The sequence below is a fragment of the Streptomyces sp. MBT53 genome (genome assembly GCF_016654115.1).
In the GTDB taxonomy this organism is placed as follows: domain Bacteria; phylum Actinomycetota; class Actinomycetes; order Streptomycetales; family Streptomycetaceae; genus Streptomyces.
Window position 1 is genome coordinate 1 of the sequence record NZ_JAEQAZ010000121.1, and the last position, 19,911, is coordinate 19,911.

Annotated in this window: 24 protein-coding genes and 1 pseudogene; 21 read left to right on the forward strand and 4 right to left on the reverse strand. The window is 70.8% G+C overall.

Annotation, left to right across the window (positions count from 1 at the left end; genetic code table 11):
- A partial coding sequence (locus JHN45_RS34035; protein ID WP_268982436.1) for a jacalin-like lectin occupies positions 1–247 on the forward strand: 247 nt, incomplete at its 5' end.
- A gap of 28 nt (positions 248–275) precedes the next feature.
- On the opposite strand, the gene JHN45_RS34040 is transcribed toward JHN45_RS34035, so the two are convergent.
- Positions 276–1,184, reverse strand: a complete 909-nt coding sequence (locus tag JHN45_RS34040; protein WP_201052985.1) for an AraC family transcriptional regulator — start codon at positions 1,182–1,184, stop codon at positions 276–278.
- A 129-nt stretch (positions 1,185–1,313) separates the two neighbouring features.
- Between JHN45_RS34040 and JHN45_RS34045 the strand changes: the two genes are divergently transcribed.
- The 5 genes from JHN45_RS34045 (at position 1,314) to JHN45_RS34065 (ending at position 5,474) form a co-directional block, all read left to right on the forward strand.
- Positions 1,314–2,093 (forward strand): MBL fold metallo-hydrolase, encoded by a 780-nt coding sequence (locus tag JHN45_RS34045; RefSeq protein WP_201052918.1) that lies wholly within the window; start codon positions 1,314–1,316, stop codon positions 2,091–2,093.
- Between the two features lie 39 nt (positions 2,094–2,132).
- A complete protein-coding gene (locus JHN45_RS34050) occupies positions 2,133–3,146 on the forward strand; it encodes an SMP-30/gluconolactonase/LRE family protein (RefSeq protein WP_201052919.1) in 1,014 nt (337 codons plus the stop codon).
- Between the two features lie 35 nt (positions 3,147–3,181).
- Positions 3,182–3,832, forward strand: a complete 651-nt coding sequence (locus JHN45_RS34055) for an NADPH-dependent F420 reductase (RefSeq protein ID WP_201052920.1) — start codon at positions 3,182–3,184, stop codon at positions 3,830–3,832.
- 309 nt (positions 3,833–4,141) lie between these two features.
- Positions 4,142–4,849, forward strand: a complete 708-nt coding sequence (locus JHN45_RS34060; protein ID WP_307783272.1) for a hypothetical protein — start codon at positions 4,142–4,144, stop codon at positions 4,847–4,849.
- A gap of 181 nt (positions 4,850–5,030) precedes the next feature.
- The gene (locus JHN45_RS34065; RefSeq protein ID WP_201052929.1) at positions 5,031–5,474 is read left to right on the forward strand and encodes a hypothetical protein; all 444 of its coding nucleotides are present in this window, start codon (positions 5,031–5,033) and stop codon (positions 5,472–5,474) included.
- 25 nt (positions 5,475–5,499) lie between these two features.
- On the opposite strand, the gene JHN45_RS34070 is transcribed toward JHN45_RS34065, so the two are convergent.
- The gene (locus JHN45_RS34070) at positions 5,500–6,942 is read right to left on the reverse strand and encodes an aldehyde dehydrogenase (protein WP_201052931.1); all 1,443 of its coding nucleotides are present in this window, start codon (positions 6,940–6,942) and stop codon (positions 5,500–5,502) included.
- Between the two features lie 186 nt (positions 6,943–7,128).
- Between JHN45_RS34070 and JHN45_RS34075 the strand changes: the two genes are divergently transcribed.
- From JHN45_RS34075 to rpmF, 8 genes are all read left to right on the forward strand, one after another.
- The gene (locus JHN45_RS34075; RefSeq protein WP_236584421.1) at positions 7,129–7,686 is read left to right on the forward strand and encodes a TetR/AcrR family transcriptional regulator; all 558 of its coding nucleotides are present in this window, start codon (positions 7,129–7,131) and stop codon (positions 7,684–7,686) included.
- 8 nt (positions 7,687–7,694) lie between these two features.
- Positions 7,695–8,939, forward strand: a complete 1,245-nt coding sequence (locus JHN45_RS34080) for a low temperature requirement protein A (RefSeq protein WP_201052937.1) — start codon at positions 7,695–7,697, stop codon at positions 8,937–8,939.
- 84 nt (positions 8,940–9,023) lie between these two features.
- On the forward strand, positions 9,024–9,971 hold the full coding sequence (locus JHN45_RS34085; protein WP_201052946.1) for a metal ABC transporter solute-binding protein, Zn/Mn family: 948 nt from the start codon (positions 9,024–9,026) through the stop codon (positions 9,969–9,971).
- A 92-nt stretch (positions 9,972–10,063) separates the two neighbouring features.
- Positions 10,064–10,897 (forward strand): ATP-binding cassette domain-containing protein, encoded by an 834-nt coding sequence (locus tag JHN45_RS34090; RefSeq protein WP_201052995.1) that lies wholly within the window; start codon positions 10,064–10,066, stop codon positions 10,895–10,897.
- Complete coding sequence (locus JHN45_RS34095; protein ID WP_201052948.1) at positions 10,884–11,789, forward strand: metal ABC transporter permease; 906 nt, start codon at positions 10,884–10,886, stop codon at positions 11,787–11,789. Before JHN45_RS34090 ends, JHN45_RS34095 begins: the two co-directional genes overlap by 14 nt.
- Positions 11,786–12,625: a metal ABC transporter permease gene (locus JHN45_RS34100; RefSeq protein WP_200714675.1), complete on the forward strand. Its 840-nt coding sequence runs from the start codon at positions 11,786–11,788 to the stop codon at positions 12,623–12,625. The genes JHN45_RS34095 and JHN45_RS34100 overlap by 4 nt, the downstream gene beginning before the upstream one ends.
- Positions 12,625–13,047 carry a Fur family transcriptional regulator gene (locus JHN45_RS34105; RefSeq protein WP_201052950.1) on the forward strand — a complete coding sequence of 141 codons (423 nt, stop codon included), beginning with the start codon at positions 12,625–12,627 and terminating at the stop codon, positions 13,045–13,047. The genes JHN45_RS34100 and JHN45_RS34105 overlap by 1 nt, the downstream gene beginning before the upstream one ends.
- A 63-nt stretch (positions 13,048–13,110) precedes the next feature.
- A complete protein-coding gene (gene rpmF / locus JHN45_RS34110; RefSeq protein ID WP_019073869.1) occupies positions 13,111–13,281 on the forward strand; it encodes a 50S ribosomal protein L32 in 171 nt (56 codons plus the stop codon).
- Positions 13,282–13,305: 24 nt separating this feature from the next.
- Here the strand turns inward: rpmF and JHN45_RS34115 are convergent, their stop codons facing one another.
- Positions 13,306–14,043 carry a TetR/AcrR family transcriptional regulator gene (locus tag JHN45_RS34115; protein WP_200714677.1) on the reverse strand — a complete coding sequence of 246 codons (738 nt, stop codon included), beginning with the start codon at positions 14,041–14,043 and terminating at the stop codon, positions 13,306–13,308.
- A 101-nt stretch (positions 14,044–14,144) separates the two neighbouring features.
- On the opposite strand from JHN45_RS34115, the gene JHN45_RS34120 reads away from it, so the two are divergent.
- Positions 14,145–14,846, forward strand: coding sequence for an NAD(P)-dependent oxidoreductase (locus JHN45_RS34120; RefSeq protein WP_201052952.1), 702 nt, complete (start codon positions 14,145–14,147; stop codon positions 14,844–14,846).
- Between the two features lie 100 nt (positions 14,847–14,946).
- On the forward strand, positions 14,947–15,495 hold the full coding sequence (locus JHN45_RS34125) for a PH domain-containing protein (RefSeq protein WP_201052954.1): 549 nt from the start codon (positions 14,947–14,949) through the stop codon (positions 15,493–15,495).
- Between the two features lie 24 nt (positions 15,496–15,519).
- Here the strand turns inward: JHN45_RS34125 and JHN45_RS53410 are convergent, their stop codons facing one another.
- Positions 15,520–15,657: a hypothetical protein gene (locus tag JHN45_RS53410; RefSeq protein ID WP_236584422.1), complete on the reverse strand. Its 138-nt coding sequence runs from the start codon at positions 15,655–15,657 to the stop codon at positions 15,520–15,522.
- Positions 15,658–16,232: 575 nt separating this feature from the next.
- Here JHN45_RS53410 and JHN45_RS34135 point away from each other — a divergent pair.
- The 5 genes and pseudogenes from JHN45_RS34135 to JHN45_RS34155 form a co-directional block, all read left to right on the forward strand.
- Positions 16,233–16,558 (forward strand): annotated as a pseudogene (locus tag JHN45_RS34135) (aquaporin family protein); the annotation flags it as partial.
- A gap of 90 nt (positions 16,559–16,648) precedes the next feature.
- Positions 16,649–17,071: an arsenate reductase ArsC gene (locus JHN45_RS34140; RefSeq protein ID WP_201052997.1), complete on the forward strand. Its 423-nt coding sequence runs from the start codon at positions 16,649–16,651 to the stop codon at positions 17,069–17,071.
- Positions 17,068–17,514, forward strand: a complete 447-nt coding sequence (locus JHN45_RS34145) for an NUDIX domain-containing protein (RefSeq protein WP_201052960.1) — start codon at positions 17,068–17,070, stop codon at positions 17,512–17,514. The genes JHN45_RS34140 and JHN45_RS34145 overlap by 4 nt, the downstream gene beginning before the upstream one ends.
- A 239-nt stretch (positions 17,515–17,753) precedes the next feature.
- Positions 17,754–18,218: a hypothetical protein gene (locus JHN45_RS34150; RefSeq protein WP_201052967.1), complete on the forward strand. Its 465-nt coding sequence runs from the start codon at positions 17,754–17,756 to the stop codon at positions 18,216–18,218.
- A gap of 50 nt (positions 18,219–18,268) precedes the next feature.
- On the forward strand, positions 18,269–19,870 hold the full coding sequence (locus JHN45_RS34155) for a hypothetical protein (protein WP_307783275.1): 1,602 nt from the start codon (positions 18,269–18,271) through the stop codon (positions 19,868–19,870).
- Positions 19,871–19,911 lie beyond the last annotated feature (41 nt).

Sequence of the window (19,911 nt, forward strand, 5' to 3'; positions counted from 1 at the left end):
GTCCTCACTGACACTGGGCAGCGGCGAGTACGTGACATCGGCGTACCTGTGCCAAGGCCAGAAGGACGGCCACACCAGGGTCTTCTACGCCAAGTTCACCACCAACCTCGGCAACACCCTGGCCGGTGGCGCCACCACCTCGGACTGCGTGACCCGCACCGCCCCGTCCGGCTGGCAGATCGCCGGCTTCCACGGACGCTCCGGCGACGAGGTCGACAAGCTCGGCTTCATCTACACCAAGCGCTGACCCGGGAGATCACCGTCCGCCGCCGCCTTCACTGCTGACTCCGATGTGCCTGACGGAACGTACCGGGGGTGACACCGGCGTGCCGGGTGAAGAACTTGCCGAAGTTGGTGGGTTCGGGGAAGCCGAGGCGGCGGGCGATGGTCGCCACCGGTTCGTCGGTGTGGGCGAGCAGGCGCTGGGCCTCCAGGGCGACGCGGCCGTCGATGACGTGCTTGACGGGCTGACCGGTGGCGGCGGTGCAGGCGCGGGTGAGGGTCTTGACGGTGTAGCCGAGGCGATGCGCGTAGTCGGCGGCGCGGCGGGTGTCGGCGTAATAGCGTTCCAGTTCGGCGCGGAAGCGGGCGTAGACCTCGCCGCCCGCGTGCGGGTCGGTGCCGCTGTCCGGGTGCGGCAGCCGGTCGATCTGCAACAGCACGGTGGCCAGCAGGAGTTGCAGGATCTCCGCCGACACGGCCTGCTCCGGGCGGTCGTACTCGGCGCGCAACTGGCCCAGCAGCGTGGACAGTACGGCGTAGGCGGGGCTCGCGCCCAGCTGCCGGCACGCCGGCCCGTACCACTCGTTCACCAGCCGGTCGGCACTGCTGGTGTGGGGCGGGAAGGCCGGTGTGAACAGCAGGTGCGTGCCGTTGGTGGTGCCGGGGCGTACGAAGCTCTGGACCTGGCCGGGGCGGACCCACAGCAGGGTGCCGGGGCGGCAGGGATAGGTCACGAAGTCGACGGCGTGCTCGCCGCTGCCCTCGGTGACGAGGGTGAGGGTGTGGAAGTCGACCCGGTGCACCAGGTCGGGCCGTCTGCCGGGGTGCAGGCGCCGTTCGTGCAGGGTCGCGAGGTCGATGATCTCGAAGCCGGGGACGCGCTGCTGGGGCGGATTGAAGTCGAGCCGGAGGATGGGACCGGCTCCCGGCAGCTCGGCCGGGTCGGGGTCCGCGGGAAGCATCGCGATCTCCAGATGTCCTCGAATTACCATGCCGTGTCTTCATGGTATCTCGTCTGCCTGCGGCTTTACGGCGAGAGTGGAGGAGATCGAGACGGCGAGAGGCCGTCATCCACCGCAAGGAGCATTCCCATGAACGGCACGGTCACGGTCCTCGACAAGGGCACGGTGCGGATCCACAGCTACATGTCCCCGGCCGACACCTTCCACGCCACCACCCAGCTGATCGAGACGCCGACCCGGATCATCGCGGTCGACGCCCAGCTCCTGCCCGCCTACGCGGACGAGGCCGTCGCCTATGCCGAGGGACTCGGCAAGCCGCTGGACCGGCTGATCGTCACCCACGCCCACCCGGACCACTACAACGGCGCCGCCCGCTTCGGCGTCCCCGTGCACGCGCTGCCCCAGGTACGGGAGCAGATCCTCGCGCGCGGCGACAGCCAACTGCCCACCGGCCCGGTCATCCCGGTCACCGACTTCACCCCGGACGTGGCCCTCGTCCCGGGCACCGAGGTCATCGACGGCGTCCCGTTCGTCTTCGAGGCCGTCTCCGGCGGCGAGGCCGCCGACGAACTCCTCGTCAAGCTGCCCGAGCAGGGCGTCCTGATCGCCCAGGACCTCGTCTACAACGACGTCCACCTCTACCTGGGCAACAACGACATCACCGGCTGGCAGCGGGCCGTCGACGCGCTCGCCGCCGAGTCGGGCTACGACACGGTCCTCGCCGGCCACGGCCTGCCCACCGGGCCGGAGGTCTACGCGCGGGTGCACCGCTACCTCGACGACGCCCGCGAACTGCTCGGCGACGACGGCCAGGCGTACAAGGAGGCGATCGTGGACCGCTATCCCTCCCACGTCGGCCCGTTCATCATCGACATCGCCAACCGGTCCCTCTTTCCCGCCGGTAACTGAACGATTCCCCCAACTCTCCTGCATTCAGAAGGATTTGACATGCCGTCAGTTCACCCACGCCACCCCCGCGTCATGACCGTGGCGATGGCCTCCCTCTTCGTCCTGGGAGCCGCCGCCCCGGCTCTCGCCACCCCGCACGCGAGCGGGAGCCCCACCGCCGCCTCCGGCCACCACCGCGCGCCCCTGCCCACGAGCTACACGATTCCCGGCGACAAGACCTACCCCGAGGGCATCGCCCGCCAGCAGGGCACGCCCTACTTCTACGTCGGCAGCACCAGCGACGGCACCGTCTACCGCGGCGACGTCCACCAGAGCGCGACCACGGTGTTCCTGCCCGGCGGCCAGGACGGGCGCGTCTCCGTCGCGGGCATGAAGACCGACACCGCAGGACGGCTCGTCGTCGCGGGCGGCGCCACCGGCAAGGTCTTCGTCTACGACACCCGTACCCGCGCCCTGCTCCACGTCTTCGACACCGGCCGCACCGACGTCTTCCTCAACGACGTCGCCCTGGCCCCGAACGGCGACGTCTACATCTCCGACTCCACCCACCCCGCGCTGTGGCACATCACCGCCGAAGAACTGAAGAGCAGGCGTGTCCAGCAGCCCCTGCAGGTGGGTGTGGACCTGAGCCGCTCCCCGATGGTCTACGACGCCGGGTTCAACGGCAACGGCCTGGTCGTCACCGGCGACGGACGTTATGTCCTGCTCGCCGACTACAACGACTACGCCTTCTACCGCGTCGACGTCCGCACCCACCAGGTCGTCCGCATCGACCTCGGCGGCGCGAAGGGCGTCTCCGGCGACGGACTGCTGCTGCGGGGCCGCACCCTCACCGCCGTCACCGAACTCGACCACCCCGAAGGGCAGATCAGCACCCTCGAACTGAGCCACGACTACACCAGGGCCCGGCTCGTGCGCACCGTCCGCGGCCACGGCATGCACAGCCCCTCCACCGCCGCCTTCGACGGCCACGACCTGCTGATCGTCAACTTCCAGTTCCAGATCACCGACCCGCACCTGCCGTTCGACGTCGTACGCGTCCACGCCCGGTAGCGACCGGGCACAGCGCAAGGAAGGACGACATCACCATGCAGATCACCATCGTCGGCGCCGGCAACATGGCCCGAGGCATCGCCACCCGCGCCCTGCTCGGCGGCCACACGGTCACCATCACCGCCAAAGACGCCGGAAAGGCCGTCGGACTCGTCGACGAACTCCGCACCCGCGACCACCGCAGCGGCCTCATCGGCGCCGCCGACGACTCGGCCGTGGACACGGCCGACCTCGTGGTCCTCGCGGTGCCCTTCGACGCGGCCAGGGAACTCGCCGCCTCCTACGGCGCACGGCTGAGCGGCAAGGTGCTGGTCGACATCAGCAATCCCGTCGACGCCTCCCTCGACGGGCTCGTCGTCACGCCGGGGACCTCCGCCGCCGAGCGGATCGCCGAGGCCGCCGCACCGGACGTGAGAGTCGTCAAGGCGTTCAACACCACGTTCGCCACCACCCTGGTCGCCGGACAGGTCGACGGCACACCGCTGGACGTCTTCATCGCCGGCGACGACGAGACCGCGCGCAAACAGGTCGCCGACCTCGTCACCTCCGGCGGCCTCAACCCCGTCGATGTCGGCGCGCTCAGACACGCGCGCCAACTGGAGGGCTTCCAACTCCTGCACATGGCCCTCCAGATCGGGGAAGGCGGCCACGGCTGGGCGAGCACAATCAAGATCGTCACCCCCTGAGCCGCGCGGACACAGCCCCTCGCCCCGCTGCCTCACCTGCCGTCCACCGATTCCTCACCAGGAGAAGCACCCCATGCACCTCCGCACCCCCCCCTCACCACACTCGCGGCCACCGCCGCTCTGCTGGTCTCCGCGTCCACCGCCACCGCGGCGACCCCACCGCTCTCGGCACCCCGCATCGCCGACCACTTCGACCTGTCCGCCGCGCAGCAGCCCGAGAACATCACCGTCGACCGCACCGGAACGGCGTACCTGACCTTCTCCTTCGCCCGGCAGGTCGTCCGACTCACCCCCGGCGGCCGGACACGCGTGCTGGCCACCCTCCCGGCCCCGGCCAAGGCCGACACCCCCAACCTGGGCAAGGCGTTCGTCGGCGGCATCGCCCGCGCCGACGACGGCACCCTCTACGTCACCTACGCCACCGGCACCGCCGACCTCACCGGCATCTGGGCCCTGCCGCCCGGCGGATACCCGCACCGCATCGCCGCCTTGCCCGCCGACGGACTGCCCAACGGCCTCGCCCTGGACCGGCGCACCGGCCACCTCTACGCCACCGACTCCGTGCACGGCGTGATCTACCGCGTCCCCGCGCGCGGCGGCAAGGCCACAGTGTGGGCAAAGGGCGAGGCCCTCCGGCCCAGCACGTTCGCCGGGGCCAACGGCCTGAAGCTGCACAACGGCGCCGCCTGGGCCACCAACCTCGACAAGGGCACCGTCCTGCGCATCCCGCTCACCGCACGCGGCACCGCGGGAAGGATCCAGGTCCGGGCCACCGGAATGCCCTCCATCGACGACTTCGCCTTCACCGGCCGCGGCGACACCCTCCTCGCCGCCCGCGACGACAACGAGGTCGACCTCGTCCGCCCCGACGGCACCCACACCGCCGTACTCACCGCCGCCGACGGCCTCCAGACCCCCACCTCCATCGCGGTCCACGACCGCACGGTGTACGTCCCCGGCGCCGCCTACCTCACGAACAAGGACCCGAACCTGCTCCTCGCCCAACTCGACCGCTGACGTCGGGGGTTGGGGCCGGGTTCTCCCGGGGCGCGTCGGGCGCAGTGGGCCTGATGGGTGTGCGCCCACGCTCCGTTGACTACACATAGCGACTGATCGAATACTCAAAGTGGCGGCAGCCTGCTGGGGCTGCGCCTGTGGATTCGCCGGCCGCTGTCGGCGGGGGAGAGGGTGGACACTCATGGGCTTTCTGACAGTGCGTGACGAGGACCCACAGCCGGGGCGGCGGGCCGTGCTGACCCGCGCGCTGGGCCTTACGGCGGCGGCCGGCCTGGGCGCCGCGGCCGCGATCGGAGCGGCGACCGGCCCGGCGGCGGCGACCGCCAAGACCGCTTCGACCCGGGCCGGTCAGGCCGACTGGCGGTTCTGCACCAAGTGCTACGGCTTGTTCTTTCGCGGGAACCCCACGGACGGCGCCTGTCCGGCGGGCGGCGGCCACGACGCGGCCGGTTACAACTTCAACGTCCCGCACGACGTCCCCGAGACACCGACCGCCCAGCACAACTGGCGGTTCTGTACGAAGTGCTACGGCATGTTCTTCTGGGGCTACCCCACCAACGGCCGCTGTCCCGCCGGGAACGCCCACGGCATGGCCGGCTACGACTTCGTCCTCCCCTTCCTGTAGCCCAGTAGCCCAGACCGACAGTTGGTCAGACGGTGACGGTCTTGTACTCGAGGTAGGTGTTCAGACCCGCGAAGCCGTACTCGCGGCCCAGGCCGCTGGCCTTGAAGCCGCCGAAGGGGCCGTCGAAGCCGATGGGGGCGCCGTTGATCGTGACGGTGCCGGTGCGGATGCGGCGGGCGACGGCCAGGGCGTGCTGTTCGTCGGCGGACCACACGCCGCCGGACAGGCCGTACTCGGAGTCGTTGGCGATGCGCACGGCGTCGTCCTCGTCCTCGTAGGGGATGACGACGAGGACCGGGCCGAAGATCTCCTCCTGGGCGATGCGCATGGAGTTGTCGACGTCGGCGAAGACGGTCGGGGTGACGTAATAGCCCCGCTCCAGGCCGGCCGGCACCTGCGGGCCGCCGGTGACCAGGCGCGCGCCCTCCTTGATGCCGGTCTCGATGTAGTCGCGCACCCGCTGTTGCTGGTCGCGGCGGATCATCGGGCCGATGAAGGTGTCCGGGTCCTGCGGGTCGCCGACCTTCAGTGACTCGACGACCTGCTTCACGGCGGCCACGACCTCCTCGTAGCGGCTGCGCGGGGCGAGGACGCGGGTCTGGGCGATGCAGGCCTCGCCGTTGTTGAGCAGGCAGGAGAAGGCCACGCCGGCGGTGAACTTCGCCAGATCGGCGTCGGGCAGGACGACGGCGGCGGACTTGCCGCCGAGCTCCAGGCTGACGCGCTTGAGCTGTCGGCCGGCGATGGAGGCGATCCGTCGCCCGGCGCCGGTCGAACCGGTGAACGCGATCTTGTCGACGTCGGGGTGGGACACCAGGTGCTCGCTGGTCTCGCGGTCGGCCGGCAGCACGCTGATCGTGCCCGCGGGCAGCCCGCACTCGGCCAGCAGCTCGGCGAGCAGGCCCATGCTCAGGGAGTTCTCCGGGGAGACCTTCAGGACGACCGTATTGCCGGCCAGCAGCGCCGGAACGATCTTCGCCAGGGAGGCGGAGAACGGTGAGTTCCACGGGATGACGGCGGCCACGACGCCGATCGCCTCGCGGCGCACCACGCTGCGCACGGTGGCCGCGGGGTCGGTGGGCGTCAGGGTCTCCTCCCACGCCAGGTTCTCGGCCGCCTTCAGATAGGCGCCCGCCTGCCGGGTCAGGCTCGGCTGCCCGGCGCGGGTGAACCAGCCGGCGGAGCCGTTCTCCGCGGTGATCACGGCCGCGATCTGCTCGGCGCGGGCCTCGCGCAGCGAGTTGAGGCGGCGCAGCACCGCGATCCGCTCGGGCGGCGGCGTGTTGGGCCAGGTCCCCTCGTCGAAGGCCGCGCGGGCGACGGCCACCGCGCGGTCCACGTCGGCCGGCCAGGCCTGGGCGGCGCGTCCGACGAGCGACTCGTCGTGCGGCGACAGGATGCCGAGCAGATCCGGGCTGCTCGGCTCGGTCCATGTGCCACCGATGAACAGCTTGTCGTAGGTGATCATGATCGTCCTCTCGGTCCCGGGGTGAAGGGTTCGCCCATCGCCCATCGCCCATCGCCCATCGCCCATTGCGCATTGCTAACCGTTCACTCTCAACCGCCTCATCAATGTAGCACTTAGATTTGAGTCTGCCGCAAAGCAATGACAGTATCTAGTCCATCCGCCTCGCTCGTGCGTATAGTCACGCGCATGAGAGCCGACGCAGCGCGCAACCTCGAACTTGTCCTGAGCACCGGGGCCCGGATGCTCGCCGACGACGCCTCGGCGAGCATCGCCGCCATCGCGGCGGAGGCGGGCGTGGACCGGCGCACCGTCTACCGGCGCTTCGCCTCCCGCGAAGAACTCCTGGCCGCCGTCTACCAGGCGCGGTACGACGCGGTCGAGCAGGCCATCGACGCCGCCAGGCTCGATCAGGCCCCGGTCGCGGTGGCGCTGCACCGCTATGTCGAGGGGATCATCGAGGCCAACCGGAAATGGCCGGTGGAGACCAGCTGGCTGCGCGCCGAGGAGGCGATCCGCGAGCGCCGCCAACGCCTGATCGACCAGGTCGACGCCTTCCTGCTGCGTGCGACCGACGAGGGACTGCTGCGCTCCGACCTGCCGCCCGGCTGGGTGGCCGCGCTCCTTCCGCCGCTGATGCGGAATGCCGCCGAGGGCCTGCCCGAGCTCAGTCCCGCACAGGCCGCCGACGTGGTCGTCGACACGCTGCTGCGCGGAGTCGGCGCCCCCCTGCCCGTGGCGAGGTGAGACCACTCGTGAGCACCGGCGGCGGTGACGACTACGACTACGGCGACGGCGATGCCGCGCGACCGGTCGGGGACACCTCGTGGCGCCGCCCGGCGATGACCGCCGAGTCCCACCGGGTGACCTCCTTCGAGATCTTCTTCGACCTGGTCTTCGTCTTCGCGATCACGCGGGTCGTCTCGTTCATGGCCCGGTCGCTCACGGCCGCGACCCTGGCCCAGGGCCTGATCCTGCTGTTGCTGCTGTGGTGGTCCTGGGCGGCCTACGTCTGGCTGGGCAACCGGGTGCGCACCGACCGGGGCGTGGTCCGGGCCGGGATGCTGGTGGTGATGGCCGCGCTGTTCCTCGCCGCCCTGGTGATGCCGGACGCGTGGAGCCGGCGCACCGGGACGGTGGACGCGCCGCTGATCCTGGCTGCGGCCTTCATCGTCGTACGACTGGTCTACTTCGGCCTGTATCTGACCGCCGCCGCCGAAGACAGCAGGCTGCGCGTCCAACTGCTGGCCGACGCGGTCCCGCAGACCCTCTCACTGGCTCCCCTGATCGCCGGGGCCCTGCTCGCGGGCGCGTGGCAGACCGCTCTGTGGGCCGTCGCGTTCGCCATCGACTTCGGCGGGGGCCGGATCGCCTCCCGGGTGGGCGGGTGGCAGGTGCGCAGCCCCGGCCACTTCGCCGAACGCCACCGTATGGTCCTGATCACCGTGCTGGGCGAGTCCCTGATCTCCGCCGGTGCGGGGGCCGGGGACTCGGTGTCCCGAAGCGTGGTGCTCGTGGCCGCAGCGCTCGGCTTCGCGGCCGTCGTCTGCCTGTGGTGGCTCTACTTCGAGCCCCTCGCCGCCGCCGCCGAGGAGGCGCTGGAGCACGCGTCCCCGGCCCGCCGGGCCCGGATCGCCCGCGACGCCTACACCATGGTCCACTTCCTGCTGGTCGCCGGCGTCCTCTACCTGGCGCTCGGCGCCCGGGAAGTCCTCGCGGCCGTCACCGACAGCGGCGCCTCGAACCTCGGCGCACCCCTGACCTGGCCCGCGTCGACCGCCCTGTGCGCGGGAACCGCCGTGTACCTGGCGGGTCGCGCGGCCTTCGCAGGGTTGACCGTACGACAGGTGTCGCGCGCCCAACTCGCGGCTGCCGCGGCGCTGTTGGTCCTGCTTCCCGTGGCCCGGCACCTGCCGGCGCTGGCAGAACTCGCTGCCGTCACCGTGACGCTCGGCGCGGTGGCCGTGTCAAGTTTCCATAATGATTGTCATGTGAGATAACCGGCTCCCTAGTAGTGACAATCATTTCCATCTACGGTCGGGTGTGAAGGACCCCGCTCCCCAGCCCCTCAAGGAGACCGAGTCGTGCGCCCCACCCCCCGCCTGATCGCCACCACCCTGGCCACCGGCGTCGTCCTGGCCGTCATCAGCGGCTGCTCCACCGCCTCCTCCGATACCGCCGACACCGCCGAAGCCGGTTCGACGGCGGCCGGCAAGACCATCAAGGTCGTGGCGGCGGAGAACTTCTGGGGCAGCATCGCCGCCCAACTCGGCGGCACCCACGCCCAGGTCAAGAGCATCATCGACAACCCGAACGCCGACCCGCACGACTACGAGCCGACCGCGGCGGACGGCCGGCTCGTGGCCGGGGCCCAGTACACGATCGTCAACGGCATCGGCTACGACGCCTGGGCGGACAAGCTGCTGTCCGCCAACCCCGAGAGCGGCCGGACCGATCTGAAGGTCGGCGACCTGGTCGGCATCAAGCCCGGCGGCAACCCGCACCGCTGGTACTCGCCGGACAACGTCCACCAGGTGATCGAGAGGATCACCGCCGACTACAAGAAGCTCGACCCGGCCGACGCCGCCTACTTCGACGCGCGGAAGACGGCCTTCGAGACCAAGACCCTCGCGCCGTACGACAAGTTGATCGCCGACATCAAGGCCAAGTACGCCAACACCCCTATCGGCGCCTCGGAGTCCATCGTGACCCCGCTCGCCGAGGGCCTGGGACTGAGGATGCTCACTCCCGAGTCCTTCCTCGACGCCATCAGCGAAGGCACCGACCCGACGGCCAAGGACAAGCAGACGATCGACCGGCAGATCAGCGAGAAGCTGATCAAGGTGTACGTCTACAACAGCCAGAACGCCACCCCCGATGTGCAGGCCCAGGTCAAGGCCGCGAAGGCGAAGGGCATCCCGGTCGCGACCGTGACCGAGACCCTCACCCCGGCCGGAGCCTCCTTCCAGGCGTGGCAGGTACGGCAGTTGGAGGGCATCGAGAAGGCCCTGGGGCAGGCGACGGGTCGGTGAGTACGGTGAATCCGGCCGCCTCCCGGCCGGGCGGTACGGCCCGGCACCGCGTCCCCGCGCAACCGGCCGCCGCCGAACTGCCCTCCCCCGTCGTGTCGTTGCGCGGTGCCGCCGTGCGCGTCGGCGGCCGGACCCTGTGGTCCGGGGTCGAACTGGAGGTCGGCGCCGGGGAGTTCGTGGCGGTGCTCGGTCCCAACGGGGTCGGGAAGTCGACCCTGGTCAAGATGGTGCTCGGCATCCTGCCTCCGGCCGCAGGTGAGGTCCGCGTGCTGGGCGAGGCGCCCGGCCGGGCGGGGCACCGGGTCGGCTATCTGCCGCAGCGGCGCAGTTTCGACGCGAGCCTGCGTATCCGTGGCACCGACATCGTGCGGCTCGGCCTCGACGGTGACCGCTGGGGCGTTCCGCTGCCGTTGCCCGGCCGGTTCAGTGTCCGGCGGCGGGCGGCCCGGGACCGTGTCGCGGAGGTCGTCGAGCTGGTCGGGGCGAGCGCCTACGCGCACCGGCCGATCGGCGAGTGCTCCGGCGGCGAGCAGCAACGGCTGCTGATCGCCCAGGCACTCGTCCGCGACCCCGAACTGCTGCTCCTGGACGAGCCGTTGGACAGTCTCGACCTGTCCCATCAGGGCGCGGTCGCCGCGTTGATCGGGCGGATCTGCCGGGAGGCGGGCGTCGGTGTCGTCATGGTCGCGCACGACGTCAACCCGATCCTGCCCTGGCTGGACCGGGTGGTGTACATCGCCGAGGGCGGCGCGGTCGCCGGACGGCCGGACGAGGTGATCACCACCGAGACGCTGACGCGGCTGTACGGCGTGCCGGTCGAGGTGCTGCGCACCAGCGACGGGCGGCTCGTGGTCGTCGGCCAGCCCGAGGCCCCGGCCCGTCACACCGACCGGCACGCCGAGGGGGGCCGCCGTGAACTGGGCTGACACGGGCGCCGGTTGGTCGTGGAATCCGGTGACCGACCTTCAGCAGATCTGGGCGTTCCCGTTCATGGTCAACGCCTTCCGGGCCGGTACGGTCGTGGCCGTACTGGCCGCCGTGATGGGCTGGTTCATGGTGCTGCGCCGGCAGAGCTTCGCCGGACACACGCTGGCCGTGGTCAGTTTTCCCGGCGCGGCCTGCGCGACCCTGCTGGGCATCGGCGCGGGCTTCGGCTACTTCGCGTTCTGTGTCGGCGGGGCCCTGGTGATCGCCGCGATCCCGCGCGCCGGAGAGGGCGGCGGCGGCCAGGAGTCGGCACTCACCGGCACCGTCCAGGCGTTCCTGCTGGCCTGCGGATTTCTCTTCGTCGCCCTCTACAAAGGGTTCCTCGGCGGGGTCAACTCCCTTCTGTTCGGCAGCTTTCTGGGCATCACGACCGTCCAGGTGACCGTGCTGACGGTCGTGGCGGGCCTCGCGCTCGGCGTGCTGGCGGTCATCGGGCGACCGCTGCTGTTCGCCTCCGTCGACGAGAACGTCGCCGCCGGACGCGGGGTGCCGGTACGCGCCCTGTCCGTGGTCTTCCTCGTCCTGCTCGGAGCGGCGACCGCCGAGGCCAGCCAGATCACCGGCACGCTGCTCGTGTTCGCCCTGCTGGTGATGCCCGCGGCAACCGCCCAACAGCTCACCGCCCGGCCCGCGTTGAGCCTGGCGCTCGCGGTGGTGATCGCGATCGCGGTGACCTGGACCGGGCTGATCGCCGCCTACTACTCGCCGTACCCGATCGGTTTCTACGTGACGACCTTCGCCTTCGCGGTGTACGTCCTGGCCCGCACCGGCCGCACTGTCTCCGCGACCCTCGGCAGGCACCGGACGGTGGGAGCGGGTGCTGTGGCATGAGCGCCTTCACCCACCCGTACTTCACGCACGCGCTGTTGGCGGGCACCGCGATCGCCCTCGCGGCCGGTCTCGTGGGGTACTTCCTCGTGCTGCGCGCCCAGGTGTTCACCGGCGACGCGCTCAGCCACGTCGCGTTCACCGGGGCGCTCGCGGCCCTCGCGCTCGGCTACGACCTGCGGTGGGGGCTGTTCGCGGCGACCGTGGTGTTCGCCGTGGTGCTCGGCGCGCTGGGCCGCCGCGGCCGTGCCGACGACATCGTCATCGGAAGTCTCTTCTCCTGGATCCTGGGCCTGGGGGTCTTCTTCCTCACCCTCTACACCACGTCCCGCAACACCGGGAACGGCACCGCCGGCGTCAACGTCCTCTTCGGCTCGATCTTCGGACTCTCCGCCGGGCAGGCGCAGTTGGCGGCCGTCGTCGCGGGCGTCATCTGCCTGGCCGTGCTCGCGGTCGCCCGCCCGCTGCTGTTCGCCTCCGTCGACGAGGCGGTGGCCACGGCCCGCCGGGTGCCGGTACGCCTGCTCGGCCTCGCCTTCCTGGTCCTGGTCGGCGCCTGCGCGGCCGAGGCCACCCAGGCGGTCGGCTCGCTGCTGCTCCTCGGCCTCCTCGCCGCCCCCGCGGGCGCGGCCCAACGGCTCACCGACCGGCCGTACCACGCCCTCGCCCTGTCCGCGGGACTGGCGGTGGCGGAGATGTGGGCGGGCCTCGCCCTGAGCTACTACGTCCCCCAACTGCCGCCCAGCTTCGCCATCATGGCCGTCGCCACGGCCGTCTACGCGCTCGCGCTCGTCGCCGTACGCCGGCCCCGCGCCCGCATCGGTCTCGCGGAGGCGTGATGAGCGCACCGGCCGACGACCTCGATCTCATCGGCCGCCGCACCGCCCAACGCACCCGCGTCGTACGGGCGTTGATCGACCACGGCGGTTTCGTCGGCGCCCGCGCGCTGCACGGCATCCTGGAGTCCCACGGTGCGCGCGTGGGCCTCAACACCGTGTACCGCACCCTGGCCGCGCTGGTGGCCGCCGGCCGCGCCGACGTCGTACGCGACCGGGGTGGTGAACGGCTGTTCCGGCACCGGCCGTTCCCCGAGCATCAGCACTATCTGCTGTGCCGTGTCTGCGGGTTGAGCACCCCGGTCGACTCCGAGGCGGTCGAGAGCTGGGCCGAGGGGGTGGCCGAGGCCTCCGGTTTCGCGGAGGTCGAGCACACCGTCGAACTCACCGGGCTCTGCCCGCGATGCCGGTCGAACTCACATTAGTAATGACATCCATTTTCATGTAGCGTTTCAGCGACCCTCGACCCACCGAGCAGGAGGATTCCCATGGCCGTCCCCAAGCGGAAGATGTCCCGCAGCAATACCCGCCACCGCCGCGCCCAGTGGAAGGCGACCACGCCTGCGCTCGTGCCGATCACCATCGACGGCGTCCCGTACCTGGTGCCCCAGCGGCTGGCCAAGGCGTACGAACGCGGCCTGCTGCGCCCCGAGGGCTGACCGTCCGTCCCGTCCGGCCGGAGGTCAACTCCGCGCTGTGATGTCCAAGGAGCGGATGAGCTGGGCCAGTTCCTCGCGGAAGAGCTTTTCCGGGCTGAGTGCCTGGGTCTGCAGGTGGCCGTAGATCTCCAGTGACACCAGGCCGTGCAGATGGCTCCAGATGCGCAGGGCGAGGGCCACGGCGGCCGGCGGCAGGTCGGGGAAGGCCGGGCGGACCTTGTCCAGGAGGCCGGGGTCGAAGTCGGACCACTCGAAGTCGCTGTCCGAGTAACGGAGTTCGGCGTGCGGCCAGGCCGTGGCCGCGAGGGCGGTGATGCCGGTGCAGACCCGGCGGGCGGCTTCCGGTGCGGCGCCGCCCTCGGGCGGCCGGTAGCCGGGGACCGGGTCGCCGTAGATGAGGCGGAAGCCCTCGGGGTTGGCCAGCGCCCAGTTCCTGAAGGCGTGGGCCCATGCCTGGATCCGGGCGGCCGGGTCCTCGGTCGGGGCGGTGTCCCAGGCGGCGTCCACGGTGTCGGCCAGCGAGGTGTAGACGTTGTTGATCAGGGTGGTGACCAGGTCGTCGCGGGTGGCGAAGTAGCCGTAGATGGCGTTGGCCGTCATGCCCATCTCGCGTGCGATGGCCCGCAGGGTGATCGCGTCCGGTCCCCCCGCCGCCATCAGCTCCAGCGCGACCTTCTTGATCTCGGCGGTCGTCTCCGCCCTCAGCCGCTCGCGGCGTCCCTTGGTGCTCTTGGTGCTCTTGGTGTTTCCCACGCTTTCCATCGACGCTCACTCTACAGCGTCACAATACTGCGTGCTGTATTAATACTTCACACCGTATAGTCTCTCCGCGTCGTACAGTCTCGACCCGCTCAGGGGGAGCCATGCACATCGGAGTCATCGGGGCCACGGGCGGCATCGGCAGTCGCGTCGTCGCCGAAGCACTCGACCGCGGGCATCACGTCACGGCCTTCAGCCGTGACGCCACGCGGATCGACGAGGACCGCGGGAACGTCGTCTGGAAGAGCGTCGACGTCCTGGACCCCGACGCCGTCGCCGCCGTCATACCCGGCCTCGACGTACTGATCAGCGGATTCCAGCCCGGAAACGCGGCCAGGGACATCGCCGACACCGTGGCCCGTTCGATCGCCGATCCCACGGTGTACGCCACGGCCGCGCGAGCGCTCCTGAAGGCGCTGGAGAGCCACCCGCGGACCCGGCTCATCGTCATCGGCGGGGCCGGCAGCCTGGAGATCGAGCCCGGAGTCGTACGGGCCGACTCCGACGAACTCCTGCACGAGACCCTCGACGGGATCGGCCTGCCGAGGGAGTACGCCGCCGCGGTGCGCGGTCACCGTGACGCCCTGGACGTCCTGCGCACCTCCAATCGGCTGTGGACATACTTCAGCCCCGCGGAGGACATCGCGCCCGGCGAACGTACGGGCCGGTTCCGCATCGGTGGCGACCAGCCGGTGCTCGACGCGGAAGGGCGCAGCCGTGTCTCCATGGAGGACGCCGCCGTCGCCCTCGTCGACGAGGCCGAACTGCCGCGCTTCGTCCAACGCCGCTTCACCATCGGCTACTGATCGCGGTTCCCGGCCCGGCCCGTTCCGCTCCGTAGCCGCGTCTCCCCTTGGTGTCACGGCGGTCGATACGATCCGTCCACTCACCAGGAGGGGGGACGTCATGGTGGCGTTCAACGTGCGTCCGGACATCGACGCGGCGGCGGAGAAGCTGTCCGCCTCGTTCGGGGCGAAGCGGGAGATCCAGCGGCTGCCCGAGGTGCTCTGGGAGGGCGAGACGGTCGAACTGCTCGCCACGGGCATCTACGGCAAGGGCAACGGGCTGCTGGCGATGACCAACCAGCGGCTGGTCTTCTACTTCCACGGCGTCATGTCGCAGAAGGTGGAGGACTTCCCGTACAGCCGGATCAGCTCGGTGCAGTGGGCGGGCGGCATGCTGATGGGCACGTTGACGGTGTTCGCGTCGGGCAACAAGGCCGAGATCAAGCAGGTGCCGAAGGACCAGGGGAAGGCGCTCGCGGACGCGCTGCGCCAGAAGATCTCGGCCGCTGCGGCTCCTCCGGTCGCCGCCGCCCCGGCCGCTGCCGCTCCGGGGCCCGCGGCGCAGGATGTCGCGTCGCGTCTGCAGACCCTGGAGCATCTGCGCCAACAGGGCCTGGTGACGGAGGAGGAGTACACCCAGCGGCGCAACCAGATCCTGGACAGCCTGTAGGCCGCGGTCGCCTAGTACGACCCGTCAGGCGGCGTGGATCGTCCGGCCGCGGTGCAGCGGCCCGGGAATTCCGGTGAACTCCAGGTCCAGGTCCAGGCCGAGGCCGTCGCGTTCGGCGTGGAGGTGGAGGTGCGGTTCGGTGGTGTTGCCGGAGTTCCCCACCTCGCCGAGGAGTTTGGCCCGCGCGGACGGTGTCGCCCTGGGTCACGGTCACCGAACCGGGGCGCAGATGCCCGAGTTTGACGATCTCGCGGCCGGTGTCGACGAACACGTGGTTGCCGTACGGGGGTTGGTAACTGATCTCGCCGGGCCGCTGGTCCCGGACGGTGTCGGCGGCGGAGATCACGCGGCCGTCGCAGGGGGAGCGGACCGGGCGACCGTACGCGGCGTAGGCGGCGTAGGCGGCGAGGTCGTGGCCCCGCCGGGTGCGGGTGTCGAGCGGGCCGAGGGCGACCAGGTCGAGGGCGCCGCGCTGCTCGGGCACCGGCGCGTGGTGGTTGAACAGGCGTCCGCCGCCCTGGACGACGTACCAGGTGCCCTCCAGCGGGAACCGCAGCGGTCGCGACAGCGGCGCCCGCCAGCGGTGGCGGCGCGTGGCGGCGATCAGCCACAGGGACGCGGAGAGAAGCGCGAGGCCAAAGGTGAGGTGCAGCGTGCCGTGGCCGTTCGGCAGGCGGGGCAGCCGCCACGCGGAGGCGAGGGCCGCCACGGCACCGGCCTCGACCGTACGGCGCGGCGAGGTCGCCGTGTACGTCCCCGTGCAGGTCGGCGGGGCGATCGCGGGCGCGGTGCCGGCGGACGCCATGTTCGCCGAGCCGTTGGTGCGGTTCTCCGGCCACGACCGGTCCGCCGGACATCTGTGGCCGGGGGAGGTCGTCGCCACGGGCGGGCTGATCCTGCTCGTCCTCGGACTGGAACGGGTCGGCCGCGCCGCCCTCGCCCCGGCGGCCGTGCCTTCACCGACACGTTCGCCGGGATCGCGCCGGGTTCGGTCGTACCGTTCGTCGGGGCCCAACTGCTGGGCGCCGTGGTCGGATTGGCCGCCGTGACCGCCGTGTGCGGGAGCCCGGCCGGTACGCCGAGGCGGCAGTCCCTACAGCGACCCCGACCCCGACCCCGAACCCGTCCCCTCCTGACCACAAGGACACCTGCCATGACCTCGAGTTCCGCCGACCCCCGTCCGTCAGTCCTGTTCGTCTGTGTCCACAACGCCGGCCGTTCCCAGATGGGCGCCGCCGTCCTCACCCACCTCGCCGGTGACCGGGTCGAGGTCCGGTCGGCGGGCTCGGCTCCCGCCGACACGGTCAACCCGGCGGTGGTCGGAGCCATGGCGGAGGTGGGGATCGATGTCTCCGCCGAGACGCCGAAGGTGCTCACCGTCGAGGCCGTTCAGTCCTCGGACGTGGTGATCACCATGGGCTGCGGGGACACCTGCCCCGTCTTCCCGGGCAAGCGGTATTTGGACTGGCAGCTCGACGATCCGGCGGGCCGGGGCGTGGACGCCGTACGGCCGATCCGCGAGGAGATCGAACGCGGGGTACGCGGTCTGCTGGCCGAACTCGGAATCGCCGCATGACCCTTCTCGTCGCCGCCGTCATCGTCCACGACCGGGCCGAGGGCCGGGTCGTCCTCATCCAGCGGGGTGAGAAGGCCAAGTTCGCCCGTGGCATGTGGGACCTCCCCGTCGGCAAGAACGAACCCGGCGAGCCCGTCACCGAGACCGCCGTGCGCGAGCTGTACGAGGAGACCGGGATCGTCGTGGCGCCGGAGTCCCTCAAGGTCGTGCACCTCATCCACGCCGCCGACGGAGTGGACGCACCGCACGGCTTCCTCACCGTCGTCTTCGCCGCCGACAAGTGGTCCGGCACCCCCGAGAACCGCGAACCCCTCAAGCACGCCCAGGTCCGCTGGGTCCAAGTCGACGCCGTACCGCAGGATTTCGTACGAGGAAACGGACAGGCGCTACGGCAGTACCTGGACGGCGCCGAAGCGCGGGTGTCGCCGTACGGGTGGGAGTAGGCGGAGCCCCGCGTTACCTCTCAGGTGTGAACCGGACCGACCCCATGGTGGCTGAAACAGGTCTTCGGATCCCTTTGTGAAATCTGGAACCGCAGTGTCCAGGGGTATCAAGCTCTGCTAATCCGGGACATCTTAGGCACACCTTGCGAACCTTTTGAGTCACAAGTGGATATTCACCCAACATATACAGTTTGTTGCCTAGTTGGGGACGAACACGGCACGAACACTGGGAGGTCCGAGTGAAGAAGATCCTGCTGACCACAGGACTCGTCGCACTGCTCACGGCGGCGACGGCCACGCAGACCATGGCCATCTCCGACACCGCATCGACGCCGTTGCCCGGCACGGGTGCCAAGGTCGAGGTCACCGCCTGGCAGTGCAGTGCCTACGCCGACAAGTGCTCCTTCAAGACGTCCACCAAGACGAAGAAGGGCAACGCGAGGTACAAGGTCAGCAAGATCAGCAACACGGCGACGGTGAAGGCGAACGGGTGGCAGGCCACGCTCGCGCTGAGCCCCAGCGGTACGCAGGTGAGTGAGAGCACCCGTCAGGTCAGCTGGACCAACCAGAACAGCTGGATCGCCGATGTCAGTGGCATCGCCGACCCTGGCGGTTCGCTCAACACGAGTATCACCACCTGTTCCGACGGCGGCGCCTTCAAGTCCGGCGTCAAGGCGTTCGCTTCGGCCTGTGCGAACGACTGAGCGGCATGGAGCACAGCCTCCTGCGAAGGGGAACCGGGCGGAGCCGCCGGGTGTTCGTCACCGGGGTCATTGCGGCCGCAGGGACGGCGCTTGGCATCTCGCTGTTCGGCAGCGGGGCGATGGACCGGCCCGACCGACCCGGCACCGATCTGGCCGTGCAACTCGACGCGCTGCGCGGAGCGAATGATCTCGTACGGGCCGGCCGCGCCGAGGTCGGGCGTGATCCCGCGCTGTACCCGACGGCGTACGGGCGCCTAGAAGCAGCGCTCCCCACCGCAGGCCGGGCCGACGGCGCATCCGTCCCCGGGATTCGTCCGGCGGCCCTGGCACATCTCGTCCGCACCGACCTCCTCGACACCTCCGCCTGGCGGGCGTATTACGTGTGTCTGTCGCTGTCGGCCTCCCAGGGGTCCGGAGCTGCTGGAGCGCCCCGGGCCGCCGATGCCGTTGCCGTCCTGGAACGGGCGGGGCTTCGTGCGCAGGCCGAGAAAGAGGCGCTCGACTATCTGCGGGCGCCGGCCGCCGGGGACGACGCTGTGACCTCTCTAGCCACGCGTGCCGCCTTCTTGCGGACCGTGGCCTGCGTGGGCCGTGCCGACCAGGTGTCCCCCGGGTCGCTGTCCCGTCTCGCGGCCGACGCCGCTCGGTCCGACCAGCCCGTGCCGACGTTGTACGCCGTCGAGGCGCTGCGGGTCGTCGGGGTACGGGCCCGCGCCGACCGGGTCCTCCAGCACGCCGACGCCGGTCGAACGACAGCCGATTGCGCCGGGCTCGAACCCATCCAGCGAGCGGCGTCAGCACTGCTCGGGGCGCGACTGACGCGCCAGACGCGGACCTGTCTGCAGTTCGCCCTGCACGATCCCGACCCACAGACACGGTGGCTGGTCCGGCGGGCGCTCGCCCTCGGCACCCCCGACAAGTCGTCGCCGCTTCCTGCGCCACCAGCGACTGTCCGGCCCGACGGGCTCGTGGCCAAGTCCCCGACCCAACTCGGCACGCTCACCGCGACGTACAACGCCGCACGCGCTCTGACCGCCAGCGGCAGGCAGCAGCAGGTACCGGTCTGGCTGAAGAGACGGCTGAAGCAGTTGGGTTCGGACACCGGCCTCGATCCGTCCGACAGGCTCCCGCTCGCCATGACGTGCCACCGGCTGTCCCTGGCCTGCGGCCCTCAGGCCGAGAAGGGTGCGGAGGAGGCGGCCGCACGCACGGTACCGGCCCGCATGACCACGCGGAATCAGCACAGCTGGTACGGCGCGACGGCCGCGCGTGCGGAGTTCGGTCTGGGTTGTCCGCGTACCTCCGTGGAGCCGCCCGAGCGAAAGGGCACCGCGCTCCCCGCGACTGCGCTGCACGCTGTCGTGGTGCTCGCCGACGCCGGGTGCGCGACTCAGGCGCAACGGCTCACGGAGGGGAGCGACCTCGTCCGACAGGCCCGACAGGCCCTCCGCGACGGGGAGTTGACGGTCGCCTCCGACGCGGTTCAGGCGGCTCTCGCCACCGACCAGAACATCCCGCAGGCCTTCTGGGACGAGCTTCCTGCGTCGCTGAAGCCCTACCGCGATGCCGAGTTCCCCGACCTGTACGCCGACTCGCCGGGCGGGACCGCTTCGGCCGACGCCACGAGAGCCGCGTACTACCTCCTCGCCTGAGCTCTTGCTCGCCCCCGTTTTCCCACCTCAGAAGGGCAACT

What these genes read in the sequence shown, in the direction of transcription:
- JHN45_RS34040 (WP_201052985.1), bottom strand. Translation starts at nt 1,184, where the DNA reads ATGCTTCCCGCGGACCCCGACCCGGCCGAGCTGCCGGGAGCCGGTCCC.
- JHN45_RS34045 (WP_201052918.1), top strand. Translation starts at nt 1,314, where the DNA reads ATGAACGGCACGGTCACGGTCCTCGACAAGGGCACGGTGCGGATCCAC.
- JHN45_RS34050 (WP_201052919.1), top strand. Translation starts at nt 2,133, where the DNA reads ATGCCGTCAGTTCACCCACGCCACCCCCGCGTCATGACCGTGGCGATG.
- JHN45_RS34055 (WP_201052920.1), top strand. Translation starts at nt 3,182, where the DNA reads ATGCAGATCACCATCGTCGGCGCCGGCAACATGGCCCGAGGCATCGCC.
- JHN45_RS34065 (WP_201052929.1), top strand. Translation starts at nt 5,031, where the DNA reads ATGGGCTTTCTGACAGTGCGTGACGAGGACCCACAGCCGGGGCGGCGG.
- JHN45_RS34070 (WP_201052931.1), bottom strand. Translation starts at nt 6,942, where the DNA reads ATGATCACCTACGACAAGCTGTTCATCGGTGGCACATGGACCGAGCCG.
- JHN45_RS34075 (WP_236584421.1), top strand. Translation starts at nt 7,129, where the DNA reads ATGAGAGCCGACGCAGCGCGCAACCTCGAACTTGTCCTGAGCACCGGG.
- JHN45_RS34100 (WP_200714675.1), top strand. Translation starts at nt 11,786, where the DNA reads ATGAGCGCCTTCACCCACCCGTACTTCACGCACGCGCTGTTGGCGGGC.
- JHN45_RS34105 (WP_201052950.1), top strand. Translation starts at nt 12,625, where the DNA reads ATGAGCGCACCGGCCGACGACCTCGATCTCATCGGCCGCCGCACCGCC.
- rpmF (WP_019073869.1), top strand. Translation starts at nt 13,111, where the DNA reads ATGGCCGTCCCCAAGCGGAAGATGTCCCGCAGCAATACCCGCCACCGC.
- JHN45_RS34115 (WP_200714677.1), bottom strand. Translation starts at nt 14,043, where the DNA reads ATGGAAAGCGTGGGAAACACCAAGAGCACCAAGAGCACCAAGGGACGC.
- JHN45_RS34120 (WP_201052952.1), top strand. Translation starts at nt 14,145, where the DNA reads ATGCACATCGGAGTCATCGGGGCCACGGGCGGCATCGGCAGTCGCGTC.
- JHN45_RS34125 (WP_201052954.1), top strand. Translation starts at nt 14,947, where the DNA reads ATGGTGGCGTTCAACGTGCGTCCGGACATCGACGCGGCGGCGGAGAAG.
- JHN45_RS34140 (WP_201052997.1), top strand. Translation starts at nt 16,649, where the DNA reads ATGACCTCGAGTTCCGCCGACCCCCGTCCGTCAGTCCTGTTCGTCTGT.
- JHN45_RS34145 (WP_201052960.1), top strand. Translation starts at nt 17,068, where the DNA reads ATGACCCTTCTCGTCGCCGCCGTCATCGTCCACGACCGGGCCGAGGGC.